At 38.6% G+C, this 15,560-nt stretch carries 16 protein-coding genes; 8 read left to right on the top strand and 8 right to left on the bottom strand.

Annotated elements, in window-relative coordinates; all coding sequences use genetic code 11:
* Positions 1-7 precede the first annotated feature (7 nt).
* The 3 genes from hemB to hemL all read left to right on the top strand — a co-directional run bounded on the left by hemB (position 8) and on the right by hemL (position 2,909).
* The gene (gene hemB, locus CBM24_RS02710) at positions 8-976 is read left to right on the top strand and encodes a porphobilinogen synthase (RefSeq protein WP_070561999.1); all 969 of its coding nucleotides are present in this window, start codon (positions 8-10) and stop codon (positions 974-976) included.
* A gap of 142 nt (positions 977-1,118) precedes the next feature.
* Positions 1,119-1,511 carry a hypothetical protein gene (locus CBM24_RS02705; RefSeq protein ID WP_088160123.1) on the top strand — a complete coding sequence of 131 codons (393 nt, stop codon included), beginning with the start codon at positions 1,119-1,121 and terminating at the stop codon, positions 1,509-1,511.
* Between the two features lie 87 nt (positions 1,512-1,598).
* A complete protein-coding gene (gene hemL, locus CBM24_RS02700) occupies positions 1,599-2,909 on the top strand; it encodes a glutamate-1-semialdehyde 2,1-aminomutase (RefSeq protein WP_088160122.1) in 1,311 nt (436 codons plus the stop codon).
* Between the two features lie 93 nt (positions 2,910-3,002).
* On the opposite strand, the gene CBM24_RS02695 is transcribed toward hemL, so the two are convergent.
* From CBM24_RS02695 to CBM24_RS02680, 4 genes are read right to left on the bottom strand one after another with little or no spacing between them, the layout of a single operon-like run.
* Positions 3,003-3,548, bottom strand: coding sequence for a DUF4252 domain-containing protein (locus CBM24_RS02695; protein ID WP_088160121.1), 546 nt, complete (start codon positions 3,546-3,548; stop codon positions 3,003-3,005).
* Positions 3,549-3,554: 6 nt separating this feature from the next.
* Positions 3,555-4,079 carry a DUF4252 domain-containing protein gene (locus CBM24_RS02690; protein WP_088160120.1) on the bottom strand — a complete coding sequence of 175 codons (525 nt, stop codon included), beginning with the start codon at positions 4,077-4,079 and terminating at the stop codon, positions 3,555-3,557.
* 6 nt (positions 4,080-4,085) lie between these two features.
* The gene (locus CBM24_RS02685; RefSeq protein ID WP_088160119.1) at positions 4,086-4,775 is read right to left on the bottom strand and encodes a hypothetical protein; all 690 of its coding nucleotides are present in this window, start codon (positions 4,773-4,775) and stop codon (positions 4,086-4,088) included.
* A gap of 41 nt (positions 4,776-4,816) precedes the next feature.
* Positions 4,817-5,332, bottom strand: a complete 516-nt coding sequence (locus CBM24_RS02680; protein ID WP_088160118.1) for an RNA polymerase sigma factor — start codon at positions 5,330-5,332, stop codon at positions 4,817-4,819.
* A 272-nt stretch (positions 5,333-5,604) separates the two neighbouring features.
* Between CBM24_RS02680 and CBM24_RS02675 the strand changes: the two genes are divergently transcribed.
* Positions 5,605-6,441, top strand: coding sequence for a hypothetical protein (locus tag CBM24_RS02675; RefSeq protein WP_088163434.1), 837 nt, complete (start codon positions 5,605-5,607; stop codon positions 6,439-6,441).
* Between the two features lie 105 nt (positions 6,442-6,546).
* Here CBM24_RS02675 and CBM24_RS02670 read toward each other — a convergent pair whose 3' ends face one another.
* Positions 6,547-7,839, bottom strand: a complete 1,293-nt coding sequence (locus CBM24_RS02670) for a DUF3472 domain-containing protein (protein ID WP_088160117.1) — start codon at positions 7,837-7,839, stop codon at positions 6,547-6,549.
* Positions 7,840-8,268: 429 nt separating this feature from the next.
* Here CBM24_RS02670 and CBM24_RS02665 point away from each other — a divergent pair, with 429 nt between their 5' ends.
* From CBM24_RS02665 to CBM24_RS02650, 4 genes are all read left to right on the top strand, one after another.
* The gene (locus CBM24_RS02665) at positions 8,269-9,423 is read left to right on the top strand and encodes a sensor histidine kinase (protein WP_088160116.1); all 1,155 of its coding nucleotides are present in this window, start codon (positions 8,269-8,271) and stop codon (positions 9,421-9,423) included.
* 61 nt (positions 9,424-9,484) lie between these two features.
* On the top strand, positions 9,485-10,174 hold the full coding sequence (locus tag CBM24_RS02660) for a LytR/AlgR family response regulator transcription factor (RefSeq protein WP_075990910.1): 690 nt from the start codon (positions 9,485-9,487) through the stop codon (positions 10,172-10,174).
* A gap of 75 nt (positions 10,175-10,249) precedes the next feature.
* The gene (locus CBM24_RS02655) at positions 10,250-10,972 is read left to right on the top strand and encodes an intradiol ring-cleavage dioxygenase (RefSeq protein WP_075990909.1); all 723 of its coding nucleotides are present in this window, start codon (positions 10,250-10,252) and stop codon (positions 10,970-10,972) included.
* Positions 10,973-10,982: 10 nt separating this feature from the next.
* The gene (locus CBM24_RS02650; protein ID WP_157698358.1) at positions 10,983-11,669 is read left to right on the top strand and encodes a hypothetical protein; all 687 of its coding nucleotides are present in this window, start codon (positions 10,983-10,985) and stop codon (positions 11,667-11,669) included.
* Positions 11,670-11,855: 186 nt separating this feature from the next.
* On the opposite strand, the gene argC is transcribed toward CBM24_RS02650, so the two are convergent.
* From argC to CBM24_RS02635, 3 genes are all read right to left on the bottom strand, one after another.
* Entirely contained in the window at positions 11,856-12,869 is a 1,014-nt protein-coding gene (argC, locus tag CBM24_RS02645) for an N-acetyl-gamma-glutamyl-phosphate reductase (RefSeq protein WP_088163433.1), read from the bottom strand.
* A 102-nt stretch (positions 12,870-12,971) separates the two neighbouring features.
* Positions 12,972-14,156 carry an argininosuccinate synthase gene (argG, locus tag CBM24_RS02640; protein WP_075990906.1) on the bottom strand — a complete coding sequence of 395 codons (1,185 nt, stop codon included), beginning with the start codon at positions 14,154-14,156 and terminating at the stop codon, positions 12,972-12,974.
* A 161-nt stretch (positions 14,157-14,317) separates the two neighbouring features.
* Positions 14,318-15,034 carry a GNAT family N-acetyltransferase gene (locus CBM24_RS02635; RefSeq protein WP_070561978.1) on the bottom strand — a complete coding sequence of 239 codons (717 nt, stop codon included), beginning with the start codon at positions 15,032-15,034 and terminating at the stop codon, positions 14,318-14,320.
* Positions 15,035-15,560: the final 526 nt, after the last annotated feature.

The raw sequence follows: 15,560 nt of genomic DNA, 5'->3' as shown, positions 1-15,560 counted from the left end.
TAATATAATGTTACAACGTCCGAGAAGAAATCGTAAATCTGCCGTGATTCGCGACATGATTCAAGAGACACGTTTAGACGCGTCAAATTTGATTTTCCCACTTTTTATCGTCGATGGGCAAAATCAAAAAACTGAGGTTAAATCGATGCCTGGCATCTATCGCTATTCAATAGACAATCTATTGAAAGAAGTGGAAAGTTGCCTAAAGTTGGGCTTACGCTCATTTGATCTTTTCCCTAACATTGAAGAGTCCTTAAAAGACAAATATGCTACAGAAAGCTACCGTGATGGAAGTTTATACTTACGTGCGATTGCAGCTGTAAAGAAAAATTTTCCGGAAGCTTGTATCGTAACGGATGTTGCTATGGACCCTTACAGCAGTGATGGGCACGATGGAATTGTCGAAAACGGTGAGATCCTAAACGATGAGACATTAGAGGTATTGGGCAAGATGGCTTTGGCACATGCGCAATCAGGTGCAGATATCATTGCTCCATCAGATATGATGGATGGTCGCATCGGTTACATCCGTGAGCTATTGGACCATAATGGTTTTACAAACGTTTCTTTGATGTCCTATACGGCAAAATATGCTTCGGCCTATTATGGTCCTTTTAGAGATGCCTTAGGCTCGGCGCCCAAGCATGGCGATAAAAAGACCTACCAGATGAATCCTGCCAATGCAAAAGAGGCGCTTATCGAAGCACAGCTCGATGCACAGGAAGGAGCAGATTTTCTGATGGTAAAACCAGGACTTCCCTACTTAGATATCGTTAAACTTCTTGCAGACAACTTCGATCTGCCAATTGCGGTATATAATGTCAGCGGAGAATATGCGATGTTAAAGGCGGCTATTCAAAACGGCTGGTTAGACGAACGTGTCATTCTAGAAACGTTATTGAGCTTCAGACGTGCTGGCGCTACTGCAATCTTATCCTACCATTCCAAAGAAGTATTGGAGAAAGGTTTTATTTAACAACTTCCAAACTATCTTCGATAATCGGAATATAACTAACAGAAGCTCGGGAATTCATTTCCGAGCTTCTGCTTTTTTTAAAATATTATTTAAACCTTTTTATTACATTGCGGTCAAACAGAAAATTATAATCCACCTTATTATGTTAAAAAGTATTATAATCAGCAGTTTCCTGTTATCGGCTCCTTCCGTACATGAACATACATTTTACTCCTTTTTAGAAGGCAATTGGATTGCGGCCAACGCTAAATTGAAATCAATCATATTTAATAAGAATGGCGACGCCTTTTTCACCTTTTCAAATTCAAACCATCAAAGTCCCCCAACTTCAGTTCATCAAAAAGTGGGCAATTTTGCAATATTAGATAGCAAAAAATTCAGTGGGTACTTTTTTAGTCCAAGCCTTTTTGGAAAATATAATGATAATAAGACGGCTTTTGAGATTGAAATTAAATCGGCCAATGAGATTATCCTGTTTGTCAATAAACAAAAAATACAATTGCTAAAAAAGGAAACTATTACTCAATTTAAATAGCTAATATCAGGCTATTATGGATTCCTTACGTTTCTATGAGACTTATCTTCTCAAAAAAAGATAACTTCGCATTCAAATACATAGACTATGCAAGCACCTGATATTTCAAGAGCAAAATCTGCTGAGCTATTTGAAAAAGCAAAACAATATTTCCCTGGAGGCGTAAACTCTCCTGTTAGGGCCTTCAAATCCGTATATGGTACCCCATTATTTATTGAACGTGGCGATAAGGCGCATCTTTGGGATGCGGACGGCAATGAATTCATCGATTTTTGTTGTTCATGGGGTCCCCTAATTTTAGGGCACAATAATGATCAAGTTCGTGAAGCAGTAGCGGCACAACTCGGGAAAGGCTTAAGTTTTGGCGCTCCTACTGCGTTGGAGAACCAACTAGCTGAGTTGATTATCGAAAACAATCGATTTATTGAGAAAATTCGCTTTGTCAGTTCTGGCACCGAGGCTGTAATGTCTGCTATCCGTTTGGCTAGAGGCTATACGAAACGTGATAAGATCATCAAATTTGATGGCTGTTATCATGGGCACTCCGATTCTCTTTTGGTAAAAGCTGGTTCTGGCCTGGTAACCTTTGGTGAGACATCTTCGGCCGGTGTACCTAAAGCATTTGCAGACGAAACCATTGTTATCGAATTAAACGATAAGCAAGCTTTAGAAGCTGCTTTTGCAGAGTTTAAAGATCAGATTGCGGCAGTTATCATTGAGGGTATACCTGCAAACAATGGCTTATTGTTGCAATCTAAGGAGTATGTTCACTTCTTACGTAATATCACCAAAGAACATGGTACAATGTTGATTATGGATGAAGTGATCACAGGATTCCGTGTTGGTTTTGAAGGTGCTTCAGCTTACTATGATGTACAACCTGATATTATTACCTACGGTAAAATTATTGGTGGCGGAATGCCTGTCGGTGCTTATGGAGCCTCAAAAGAATTGATGGCCTGTATATCTCCTGATGGTGCAGTTTACCAAGCAGGAACTTTATCCGGAAATCCAGTTGCTATGGCTGCCGGCATTGCTGCATTGGGTATCTTGGCTCAAAAGGATTTCTACACAAATTTAAATGCCAAAACAGAGGCTTTCGTCGATGATATGCGTACTTATATTGCCGAGAAAGGATATAAAGTTCAACTTTTCCATGTTGCTTCTATTTTTTGGTTTGCATTTACAGAACAGCAAGAAATTAAAAAAGCGAGTGAAATCGATCCTAAATCGATGGAATCTTATAAAATTATGCACCGCGAGTTGTTAAATCGCGGCGTTTATTTTGGCCCTTCAGGCTATGAAGTAGGTTTTGTTTCTGATGCACATACAGCAGCGGATCTTGACCTGGCAAAAAAACATATTTTTGATGCGTTGGACATTGTCTTTAGCGCATAAAAATCAAACTACTTTAAAAAAAGCCCTCTAGTATATTACTGGAGGGCTTTTTTTATAGGTTAGTGGAAGTTTCGGTTTGAATCAACGTACTTATTAAAGTTTGTTTGCCAACTTCTTATCTTTGGATTTCATCTTATTTAATCCGGCGATAAGTTCATCCAACGAAAACTTACCTTTGATATCCATAAATACACTTTCATCTTCATCATCATGGACCAATAAAGAAACCCGCTGAATGACATTGTTCTTATCAATACGAGCATTTAGCGAAATTTCCTGGCCATCGGTGTTAATAACCAGAAGTTCCTCAAATTTATTTTTCTTTAAAAACTTATGGTAATCGTCCAAAATACGCGCATTCTTTGTTTTATCATTATTTGAAAGTGTTAGCATTCTGAACTTCTTCAATTTCTTTACAATTTCGGCCATTGCACGCGCATCTTCATCGTTATCATCCTTTAAGGCTTTTTTCATAAAGGGTTTTGTTAACCACATCGGTAAATTAATAGCAACAATCTCAGCATCGTCAGATACATTGGACCGGCTGACGAAATCCATATTGGACGCTTTTTTTATCATGCATGACTGCATGGTGAAAAGAACGCCAACTAGGCACAACAAGGTTAGTAATCTTTTCATAATTGTCTACTTTTTGTTGTTGTTATCTCCTTTGTTCTTATTCACTTTATTATTCCCTTCGTTGACCAAGCTAGTCACATCTTTCAACGGTATAGCCCCGTCCAGGATCATAAATAGGTTTTGCCCATCTCCATTGATTGTAAGTAACAGATTGTTTAGGATATCGGCATTTGCGGACATATTTTCCACCATGAACCTGATATCTTGCCCATCACTATTGAGCGACATAAGTTCTTCATATTTTAAATTTGACACTGCCCCCCGAATAATACCTGTTAGAGCTTTATCTTCTCCATCCTCAACAATCAGCATCCGCAACGATTTAACATTCTTAAGTAGTGGTGTAATTGTCTGCATATCCTCATCGTCTATTTTCAAATTACCCAATAGTTTGAACATCGGCGCCCCGATTTTGAGTGTTGTCACACCTTTCTTTCCTTGATATTGTTCAAAAAGTTTATCCAATTTTGAAATTTGTGCATTTGCCATACTTGCTACAAGTAGAAGGCAAGCTATTAAAAAACCTTTCATTTTATTTTAGTTAATCGTTATTGACATTTGTTTTATATTCATTGCTTTATCTACACCATTTTCCAGATTATTTGCCAGTAAGCCCAAAGATTTTAGGGTCAGTTCAACAGCTTCCTGTTCGTTCGCGACAGGTTTCCCATTCAAAACAACATAATCTGCCCGGTAGGACTCTTCTGTTGTCAATTCCGAACTTTCAGTCACGACTTCTTTCTTCACTATCCAATCTTTGGCCTGTTTTTTTACTTTTGGACGTTTAAAAGTTTCTGCTGTTCGCATCGCCTTTCCACTGTCCTCCGCACTTACCTCATCATTAAGTTTGGGAACTGTTATTTCTATATTTTGATCGTCAAGCAGCTTCTTATCGGCAGGCTTCGACTCACTCATTTCTTTTTTGGCGAGCACAGGTCCTTGTATTGCTGATTCCTGATTTAGGAATAGTGCAATTCCAATAGCCATTACCAACATGGCTGCTGCTGCATATTTTATCCAGCTATTATTCCACCACACAATACGTTTCTTATCATCATTGATCTCACTTTGGAAGTCCTCAAAGGACCAGTCCATTGTCTTATTTTTTTCCTGATTCAATGATTGAAAAAAAGCATTATCCGAGTTCTTCAATGCTCTTTCTTCCTCTAATGACGACTGACCATTAAAGTACTTCTCTTCCAATTCTTTTAATTTCTTATCTTTCATCACTGTATATCTTATTTTCAAAGAAGATGAAACAATCGGGTTTATTTTTTACCTGAATAAATCCGCGTGGTTTCATAATCGAATAATCTTGTCAATTGTTCTTTTACCTTCTGTCTTGCACGCATCAGATTAACTCTGACTGCTGACTCCCCCATCTCCAATACTTCACCGATTTCATCGATATCATAATCCTCAACATCGCGCAGATGCATAACAAGCCGTTGTTTTTCGGGAAGAGAATTGATCATCTCCAGAATAATTTCTTTCGTATTCCCAACGGTATGTTCCGTCATCGCAACAACCTGATGCTGTTCAACAAAATCCGCCCGGATCTTATCTCTTTTTAAACGATTGAGTGCTTCATTTTTCACACTCTGCATGCAGAAGGCTTCCATATTTTTGTATTGAAGCAACTGATCTTTTAATTGCCACAACCGCATCATCACATTTTGTACCGCATCGAAAGCCTCGTCATCATCAATCAAGATCCGTTTCGCAAAGCGAAATAGCTTATCCTTATGGATGAAAACGGTATTTTTAAATTGCTCTTGATTCATGTTATCGTCAATATTGAGACTTACGCTATTTTAATTTTTAATCGGCTTATGCTCCATCTCAATATCACCCGTGCCTTTTATATAATCAAGACATTTCAGCAGATCGATTTATTACATCTAATATGACTATTTTTTTAAAAATATTTAATTCACTGTGTATTAAACTTCAATGAGTATCCCAAACGGCCTATTTTTAACCTTATTACAAACAAAATAGGAACATAGACTGTTACTTAAGATGCTGAATGATTAAAAAATTAAACAAAAAAATTATGAAGTATTACAGAATTACAGGTATTACTGCTGCAGTAGCGCTCATGGTAGGCGCTATTGGGTGTAACAACTCATCTACGAAAAGTACAGGTGGAGCTGACTCAAGCAGCAGTATGGACACAAATACTGCACAAAAAATGGACTCTATCACCGTTAGTCCTATTGCAGACTCGAAAGAATTTCCTGGAGCTGATCTGCAGATCGCCTCGATCACTGCAGAAAAGGTAGGAACAGACTCCGCAAAAGTAACTGTAAAATATGCGATCAAGAATTTCAAATTGACTGAGATGACCGATGATGCCCATGCTGCCCATATGGCAAATTCGCATGATGGCCAACATATCCATTTTATTTTAGACAATAAACCTTACACGGCTCTTTACAAACCCGAGAACTCCGTAACAGTACCGTTAAATTCGGAACATTACCTGCTCTCATTTTTATCAAGATCCTATCATGAATCCATAAAAACCACTGAAGCTTCTAAATTGGTAAAATTTAAGATTGATGCAACGGGTAAATTGACGACAGATGCAACACCAAAGGAACCATCACTTTTCTATTCGCGACCTAAAGGTGAGTATAAAGGAGCTGAAACAAAAAATCTCCTGTTAGATTTTTACGTAGTCAATACCAAACTTGCTCCAGACGGCAACAAGGTAATTGCAGATATCAATGGCCAGACATTTACATTGGACAAATGGGGGCCATATGAGATAAAAGGGCTGCCAATGGGCAACAATAAAGTAAAATTGACTCTAGTGGATAAGGATGGTAATGCTGTTACTGGAGATAATGTTTCGGTAGAACGTGATATCAAATTGTCTGAAAAATAAATTGCGGGCTGTCCTAAACACAAAAGAGTCGCATTAAAATGCGTCTCTTTTGTGTTTAGGACAAACTTTGAGCGACAAAAAGACATTGTCTTTATTCCTTTTTGATTAAGGCAGTTTGTCAAAATCAATTTTCGGTGCATTATTTTTATTCCGGAATTCAAACTTACTTCCTGGCTTAACAACTTCATTAAAGAAACCACCATTTCTAAGGAAGTATCCGTTTTTGATAATACCGCCGATTGCATCAATGCGTTGATTTGCACGATAGGTATTATCGACACTGAAAGAAGCCTCCTGTACAGCTTTCCATTGTCCATCATAGACCCATTGATTGCCAAACTCGACCTTTCTACCCAGGTAGCCTTGATTAGGACTAAAGTTCTCTAAGAAACTATGGAATCGTTTCAGGTAGGTGTTTGTCTGTGGACGTTTGAAGCTTGCGATCACATTCCATGCATGCTCTTCGGGCACAAAAAACCAAGCCGTATAATCAGTATTCCCTTTTTCATCAGGCACGCCTTTCAAGAGAAACTTATAGGTTACCCCTGCTTTCCAAAAGTACTTACGGTAACTCTGTCCGCCTGACCCTTCATTTCCAAACTCACCCGAATGCACATCCTTTCCTTTTTTTAGTAGATGGATTTTTTGCTCATCTGGAATACTTTTCGGGTCATCTGTGTGAAATGGACTCCAGACGGAAAATAAGATCCGTCGCTCGGTTTCTGAATTAACCTGTATACCAAAGTAGCCTTCGCCAAAACCATTCGCCATAAAATAGGAACCAACTTTATCTTCTCCTTGAGGGACGGTTACTTCGTTATAATAGTAACTAACGTTACCCTCCGTAGGAACAGTATAATTGAGATGACAAGAAGGGCCTCTTCTGGACCAATAGTAATACTCAGGATCATTGGAAAATAGAAGACCTTCCGAAGCCGCTTCGCCGCTCACAAGCAATTCGGTTACATCGGCAAAATTGCTTCCCGATTTACTTAAGCCTTTTAAATTAACCTGAACGTAACCGGGCGATTTTACATCAATCGACAGAGGCGCTGTTTCCGACAGCTCAATACTTTCCACATTCACGATCGTCTTTTTTCCTAAAGCGTCTACTGCTATTTTGGATTTTCCAGCATCGTTTTTTGCCTTCAGTTTCAAAGTCAATTTCCCCGCCTTTTGAGCCCTAAAATAAACCGATACCACTTCCTGATCGCTTGACCATTTTACAAGGCCATTACGACCGGAAATTTCCGCTTCACCAGCTTGTCCTGCGGTAATGAAAGCATTCCCGGCAAGTGGTACGGCATAAGTCTTCCCTACTGTTTGCGCTATACTGCTTATCGAAAGACAGGATAAAGCTCCCATAAAGAGATACTGGATAAAGTGTTTTCTTTTCATACTTTATTTTTTTTATCAATTTATATATCAAACCTAGGCTAGTTATACTACCTGCGGTTATTAATGCTTGCCATGCATTCGAGATGCTGCTATACTCGAATACTTCACGAAACCAAACTCCTTTAGTTGTTCTGAAACTCAATTTATCAGCTATCTTTCTGTTGCACTTTACTATTGAATAAAGATGGTATCGGTTTGCGAAACTGGATTATTTGATGAAGATAAGGCTTAGATTTACAGAAAAAGAAAGGAAATGTATATCAATCGATTGTGTAAAAAAACAGCAATAATTGACCATTATTCCTTTCCATTTAAATGAACTATTATAAAATGAGATGTGTATTTTAACATTTTAAAAATACGATCTAATCTTTTTGTGTATTTTTAAGATCAGAGTCCCCTTTAATAAAAGCTAAAATAGCAAGCTCCATGGACAAATCGGCTGATAGCACATCAAAACGTATCTTAGGACAAAAACAAATCTCCATATTGATCCATGGACTCGCCTGGCTTATTTTCTTATCCTTTCCAGTATTATTTTTTAACAACGGTCAATTGGAAATTAAGGAAATACTTTTTGCGCCGGCATTTTGGATTTTCACAGGCTGTTTTTTAATCCTATTCTATGTCAATGCTTACCTGCTAATTCCTTATGCGATAAGAAAACGAAAATTTATCAGTTACGGAATCTCCATTATTTTGACAGGCTTGTTATTAGCCTGTTATCTTCAGCCCTTCGATCGCTTGATGCATATTGGACGTCAGCAATTACCTACCCCTGGAGAAAGAGAATTTTCGTCTAGGCATCACCCTGATTTTCCACCGCCGCCATCTGCTAGGCATTCCCCAGACCGAGGTCCGGGGCAGACCCCGGGACAACGGCCACAACCCATCGATATTGCTTCCGTGTATATTTTCCTGTTAACCATTAGCCTTGCCGCACTCTATAGAATCGTAACCTACTGGATGGAAACTCAGCAAAAGATGCAATTGGTCGAACAAGACCGGATGAAGGCCGAACTTTCCTTCTTAAAAGCCCAGGTCCACCCCCACTTTTTGTTCAACACCTTAAATAATATTTATGCATTAGCATTGACCAACGATGATGCCGTCGCGAGTAGTATTCATCGTCTTTCACAATTAATGCGTTATTATATGGATGAACGGCATAGTGATACGATTGACATCAAGATTGAAATACAGGCTATACAAGATTTTATCAATCTCCAAAAGCTACGCACTGGCCCAAATTGTTCTATCAGTGAACACTATGCGGGGCTAGAACACCCTAAAACGATACACGCATTTGTGTTGCTTCCTTTTGTTGAAAATGCGTTCAAATATGGATTAAGCACAATAGAGCCCTCCCAATTAAGTTTTGAAGTCATTCTAACGCCAACATCCTGTGTATTAAATGTAAAGAATAGCATAGCTACACAGTCAACCGAACAACACCGAACAGGAACAGGTCTTAAAAATGTTAAACGTCTATTGGAACATTTTTATGCCAACAAACATCGCCTGACGATCCAGCAGGAGGATCATTCTTTTTTCGTTCAGCTTATCCTTTACATTTCTTCATAAATTGTTTCTATATTAGGCTATACGATTATATATACAAAAGCAGTTTATCTTAATTTAATCGATGTTAACTTGCATAGCTCTTGACGATGAACCCCTGGCTCTTCGTATTATTTCGACGTTCACAGCAAAGCATCCTGCTATACAGCTTGCTGCAACCTTCAGTAACCCCCATGAAGCGAAGCTATATCTCGCCAATAACAGTGTTGATTTGATTTTTTTGGATATTGATATGCTCGAGATCAATGGTATTGATTTTGCAAAGAACTTAAAACCAAGACCTTTATTGATTTTCACCACAGCACATAAGGAGTATGCGATAGATGGATTTGAACTTGATTCAGTAGACTATCTTCTCAAACCATTTGACTTCGTCCGTTTTGAACGGGCCATCGATAAAGCGATGACACGTTCAGCTACACAGAGCCATCGCCCCTTTTTAATCGTGAGTGTAGAATATCAACGAATCAAGATCTATCTTGACGAAATTGAGTGCTTGGAAAGCATGCAAGATTATATCAAAATACACCTTATACACGGAAAAACAATATTGACTCTATCGACAATGAAAGCCATGCTCGAGCGTTTGCCAAAAAATCAGTTTATCCGTATCCACCGCAGCTTTGTTATCGCAGTCAAACACATCATTACATTTTCACAGCGTAAAGTACAATTACCCAACTTCACATTGAAAGTCGGCGATGGTTACTATAATGAGGTTATCCAATGTCTACGTGATTCGTCGATGCAATAAGCCTCTTTATCGTTACTTAACATTATTTTACATCTCCGTCTATTACCTTGCTTCCATAAATAAAAAAGAAGAGATATGGAACGCAAAAATTTTATAAAAACCCTATCATTGCTCGCATTTTCAGGGCCAATGGTCTGGGCAGCTTGCAAGAAAGACGATACCACATCAATTACGGATGAGGGCACTGACGTAAATGTCGATTCAAGCTGCAGTGTAACACCTTCGGAAACCGAAGGGCCTTTTCCGACAAAAACACCTTCAAGTTATGTCCGATCAGATATACGCAAAGGTGATGGTATTGGGGCGAATATGCTCGGTTTAATTACCATTGTTAATACAAACAATAGCTGTGCGGCACTAGAAGGAGCTTTAGTGGATATTTGGCATTGTGATGTGGAAGGTAACTATTCCCAATATGGCGGAACACAGATGCAATCCAGCAACTACCAGTCTGTCAATTGGTACCGCGGTAGACAAGTTACGAATGCCAATGGACTTGTTTCTTTCCAAACCATCTTTCCGGGCTGGTATCAAGGTCGAGCAACACATATTCACGTTCATGTATATGATGCTACAGGTAAATCGCTATTAGTGACGCAAATCGCCTTTCAAGATAGTCTGTGTCTTGAAGTCAATAACACAGGTTCTTCTTATGGTTACAAAAAAGGTGTTTCAGGATATACCTATAATGCCAATGACAACGTATTCAGCGATGGTGTTACCAAAGAAATGTCTACGGTCACAGGATCCTTATCTGAAGGTTTCCAAATGAAAATGACGATTCATGTTAATGCTTAACAGCCTGATCATGCAGGATATTAGAATCTATATCGCGGAACAGCGAGGGGAAACATCAATCGAAACACATTTAGTCAGGAGCACACTCAATTATAGCTCCTTTGCTGCTCCTCACCGGGAGGCTATTGGCCGGTTGCAACAAGTCAATAGCTGGCAAGTCGCGCTTCAAGAGACTTTGGAACTCCCGACCAATCAGGATACAGTCTCATTTTTGATTCCTTTGGTTGGGGATCTACTCGTGACGATGGATGGCCAAACCTATACCGTTCCTGTCGGAACAATCTTAGTACACAATTTTGAAAATAATACGGCAATTCACATAAAGGCATCATCCGAAGTTGGGGAGCCTGCGATCTTTCAAGAATTTGTGCTTAATTCGGCAATAAACACTCCTACACTACCTCATATTGTGAATCTTCCACTTTCATCTTCGTTTGAGAAAAACAAGATGTATCCTGTAGGCACCGACTTAGCTACTGATTTTCAGTTCTACTTCGGTGCATTTGCCGGAAAACATGATTTTGAATTACAGATTGGCCAAGACCAAAAAAGCGCATTTGCATTTGCATTAGATGGTAATTTTGAAGTTGAAGAACGTATTCTTTATCCATCTGATGGTCTTTATCTACCAGATTCAAAAAATTTAGACATCGAATGCTTATCGGCAACTGGCCTTTTGGTGGTTTTGTGTTTCTAACGGAATAGATTTAAAAAACGATGATTTCCAAAATAACGACCACGATAAACATAAAAAAGTGAAGGGTCTACCCTTCACTTTTCCACACGATGTTAATAAAATGTTGAAAACCTCATTTCGCTTTTAAGGTGATCCCTCAAGTTACTCACAACTTGTTGATATTGCTGTTTAATATTTTAAAAATGGCTAAAAACCAACGCTTTTCAAGTTTAATCCTGTACGCTCGTCTAAACCGAACATTAAGTTCATATTTTGTACAGCTTGACCAGATGCTCCTTTCAGCAAATTATCGGTCGCATTTAAAATAAGGAGCTTATTTCCGTGCTTTTCGAGGTGGATAATACTTTTATTTGTATTAACGACCTGTTTGAGGTCAATATTTTTAGGACTGACATGTGTAAAAGGGTGAGCGGCATAATAGCTGTCATACAATGCGTAGGCCTGCTCTTCAGACAAATCGGTGTCTACATAAATTGCCGAAAAAATTCCGCGGGCAAAATCGCCACGTTGAGGAACAAAATTAATTTTTGCAGCAGCACGTTCCAACAATGATCGGTCTGACACCGGCAAAAATCCCGCTTGTAGCTGATCCAAGGACTCTGAAATTTCCTGCAAATGCTGGTGTTCAAAAGATTTGTAAGCAGAAAGGTTATTGTTACGCCAGGAGAAATGCGTTGTTGCACCTGGTTTTTGTCCTGCCCCTGTTGATCCAGTCGTTGCATTAACATGGATTTGATCAGGTAATAAGCCTTTACTCGCTAATGGCAATAAAGCCAATTGGATATTTGTTGCAAAGCATCCTGGATTAGCAATATACTGAGCCGTTTTGATTGCCTCTTTGTTTAGTTCCGGAAGCCCATACACGAATTGTTGACCTTGGAAAGCTGTATTCGCACGAAGACGATAATCTTGTGAGAGATCAATAATCTTCACGGATGCATCGATTGGATTTACATCTAAAAATTTGCGTGCATCACCATGACCAACACATAAGAACAATACATCAATAGCTGAGTGAAAGTCCGAAGAGAAGGTCAATTCAGTATCACCAAATAGATCATTGTGAACTTCATATAACTTATTTCCTGCATTGGAAGCGCTATTAGCAAATACGATTTCCACCTCAGGATGATAAATCAATACACGTAATAATTCACCACCAGTATATCCTGCCGAACCAATTATTCCTACTCTTATCATTTTTTTGAATTTAGAATTTAGGTATGCGTTATCACCTATCATGCCATGTACTTTTTCTTATCAAGTTTACTTTAAGAAAAAATACATGGCATAAAACACGGTTTATTTTTTATTCACTTTGTGCCAAATGATGGTTTGATTTCCAAAAATTTTGGAGAAACCTTTCACATCGTCACCTGTATAGCCCTTATTCATTTCACCATAGCTGCCGAATTTATTGGACATCAAATCGTGTTCAGACTCGACACCAATGACGACAAAACGGTATGGGTGAAGTTCAACAATCACTCGGCCAGTCACTGTTTCTTGTGAGGATTGCAAGAATGCTTCGATATCACGCATAACGGGATCGTGCATTTGGCCTTCGTGCATATAATTTCCGTAGAAAGCAGCGATTTGATCTTTCCAGGACAATTGCCATTTAGTTAAGGTATGTTTTTCTAAGGCATGATGTGCCTTGATTAAAATGACAGAAGCAGCGGCTTCAAAACCCACACGGCCTTTGATACCAATGATTGTATCACCAACGTGGATATCACGGCCAATACCGTATGGTTGAGCTATTGTCTGTAATTCTTGAATCACTTTAACGGAAGCCATTTTCTCACCATTTAATGCAATAGGCTCTCCTTTTTCAAAATCGATTGTAATTTGTTGCGGCTCTGAAGAAGTCACTGGAGTTGGCCATGCCGACTCTGGTAAGTATTGGTTGGATGTCAATGTTTCTGCTCCACCAACAGAAGTACCCCAAAGACCTTTATTGATGGAGTATTTTGCTTTTTCAGCAGAATACTCTACACCATGCTTATTCAAATATTCTATTTCGGCTTCACGCGACAATTGTAGATCACGGATTGGGGTGATAATTTCCACTCCTGGAATCAGGGTCTGGAAAATCATATCGAAACGTACTTGGTCGTTTCCTGCACCTGTAGATCCATGAGCAACACATTCAGCGCCAATTTTCTTTGCATAGTTTGCAATTGCGGTTGCTTGGCATACACGCTCAGCAGATACTGACAATGGATAAGTCGCATTTTTTAACACATTGCCAAAAATCAAAAATTTAATAGTTTCGCGGTAATAGTCTGCCGTTTCGTCTATAGCTGTATGTGATTTCACACCTAAAGCATAAGCACGTTCTTCAATATTTTTTAATTCTTCATCCGAAAAACCACCTGTATTTACAACTACGGAATGAACTTCTAAACCTAAATCTTGTGTAAGATAAATACAACAGAATGAAGTATCTAATCCCCCACTAAATGCTAAAACTACTTTTTTCATTAGAATGTTATTTTATGAGTGTTTGTTTTCAACGGCTGATTTAAGCTCGTTTCACTCGGTTTTTTATTATTATGTTGAGAGAACCTTGAACTGATCTTGTTATTACGAACATCTTCAGTTACCTGTTACATCTATTTTCAATATAATCGCTCAGCCTTAGCTTAATATCCTTTTGCGACTTTGTTATGCTTCGGAAAATTGACAGCAATAAATTTATTGGCCGATTTCCAAAACTTCGCCTGTATACGCTTTAGCAGAGACTGTTTTTGTGTAATTCTTTCCAAACGTTCTTTCGCTTCATGCTTGCGCTGGATCTTCTCCCGCAATTCACGTTCTTTCTCTTCGGGATCCCAAAGCATGGCGGTACACATACAGTTTTTACGGTCTTTACTCATCAGGATCTCATAATTCACGCAGCTTTGACAGCCTTTCCAGAATTCATCATCGGAAGTCAATTCGGAATAGGGAACCGGTTCATAGCCCAGTTCTGAATTGATTTTCATCACGGCGAATCCGGTTGTCAAACCAAAGATCTTCGCTTTAGGGTATTTCTCACGTGAAAGCTCAAAGACTCTTTTTTTGATTGCTTTTGCCAAACCGACTTTTCTGAATTCGGGATTGACAATCAAACCTGAGTTAGCGACATAATCCCCATGCCCCCAAGTTTCTATATAACAAAAACCTGCCCATCGGCCATCTCTATGTAAAGCAATCACTGCTTTACCTTCATTCATCTTGTTGGCAACGTATTCTGGTTTACGACGCGCAATACCAGTACCACGAGCCTTTGCAGACTCGAACATTTCGTCGCAAATAACCTCTGCATAATGTGCATGCTCAGGTTTAGCCGGGATAATTAAAAAATCTGATATAGTCATTGACTTACGACCCTAATAATAAAACAACAACTACTGTCGTGTTTTGTTACTAAATAAATTAAAATAATGGATTCAAAACCATCGGACAATCATGGTCTTGCTTGGAAAGATTCACTACCTCAAATCAAGCCCGAGGTAGTATAGGTCGTCGGAGGCGTAAAACAGGTATTTCTACAAAAATGAAAGCACAAAAGACCTTCTTCATAAACTTCTCAAAAGTTTGAATATAAGAATAATCGTTCTTTTTGTTCTGTTTCATTTTTTTATGCTCTGTCAATTGTTTCTGACGATGCAAATGTATAAAAATATTTTTTTCTTTTCCACAATATTCTCATTGATTTTTTGCAAAAATTAAAAATTTACAATCCACCGTCAAAACCTTCCTGTAAGCTTCATTTTCAAGCAATTAATCCACAACAAGTCGGTAATAGAACGATCACATTAGCGATATTAATTTGACAATAAAACGGATAAAGGTTTAAGGCTTTATCAATTGAAATTGTTGTTTTTTCTATCGGTTCGTTAT

Source organism: Sphingobacterium sp. G1-14, from assembly GCF_002196555.1.
GTDB classification, from domain to species: domain Bacteria; phylum Bacteroidota; class Bacteroidia; order Sphingobacteriales; family Sphingobacteriaceae; genus Sphingobacterium; species Sphingobacterium siyangense.
This window is presented reverse-complemented; position numbering and strand designations above follow the sequence as displayed.

Coding starts and splice junctions, on each gene's coding strand:
- CBM24_RS02695 (WP_088160121.1), bottom strand. CDS start 3,548: ATGAAAAGATTACTAACCTTGTTGTGCCTAGTTGGCGTTCTTTTCACC.
- CBM24_RS02680 (WP_088160118.1), bottom strand. CDS start 5,332: ATGAATCAAGAGCAATTTAAAAATACCGTTTTCATCCATAAGGATAAG.
- hemB (WP_070561999.1), top strand. CDS start 8: ATGTTACAACGTCCGAGAAGAAATCGTAAATCTGCCGTGATTCGCGAC.
- CBM24_RS02675 (WP_088163434.1), top strand. CDS start 5,605: ATGAAGTATTACAGAATTACAGGTATTACTGCTGCAGTAGCGCTCATG.
- CBM24_RS02690 (WP_088160120.1), bottom strand. CDS start 4,079: ATGAAAGGTTTTTTAATAGCTTGCCTTCTACTTGTAGCAAGTATGGCA.
- CBM24_RS02655 (WP_075990909.1), top strand. CDS start 10,250: ATGGAACGCAAAAATTTTATAAAAACCCTATCATTGCTCGCATTTTCA.
- argG (WP_075990906.1), bottom strand. CDS start 14,156: ATGAAAAAAGTAGTTTTAGCATTTAGTGGGGGATTAGATACTTCATTC.
- CBM24_RS02650 (WP_157698358.1), top strand. CDS start 10,983: ATGCAGGATATTAGAATCTATATCGCGGAACAGCGAGGGGAAACATCA.
- CBM24_RS02665 (WP_088160116.1), top strand. CDS start 8,269: ATGGACAAATCGGCTGATAGCACATCAAAACGTATCTTAGGACAAAAA.
- CBM24_RS02685 (WP_088160119.1), bottom strand. CDS start 4,775: ATGAAAGATAAGAAATTAAAAGAATTGGAAGAGAAGTACTTTAATGGT.
- CBM24_RS02705 (WP_088160123.1), top strand. CDS start 1,119: ATGTTAAAAAGTATTATAATCAGCAGTTTCCTGTTATCGGCTCCTTCC.
- hemL (WP_088160122.1), top strand. CDS start 1,599: ATGCAAGCACCTGATATTTCAAGAGCAAAATCTGCTGAGCTATTTGAA.
- CBM24_RS02660 (WP_075990910.1), top strand. CDS start 9,485: ATGTTAACTTGCATAGCTCTTGACGATGAACCCCTGGCTCTTCGTATT.
- CBM24_RS02635 (WP_070561978.1), bottom strand. CDS start 15,034: ATGACTATATCAGATTTTTTAATTATCCCGGCTAAACCTGAGCATGCA.
- CBM24_RS02670 (WP_088160117.1), bottom strand. CDS start 7,839: ATGAAAAGAAAACACTTTATCCAGTATCTCTTTATGGGAGCTTTATCC.
- argC (WP_088163433.1), bottom strand. CDS start 12,869: ATGATAAGAGTAGGAATAATTGGTTCGGCAGGATATACTGGTGGTGAA.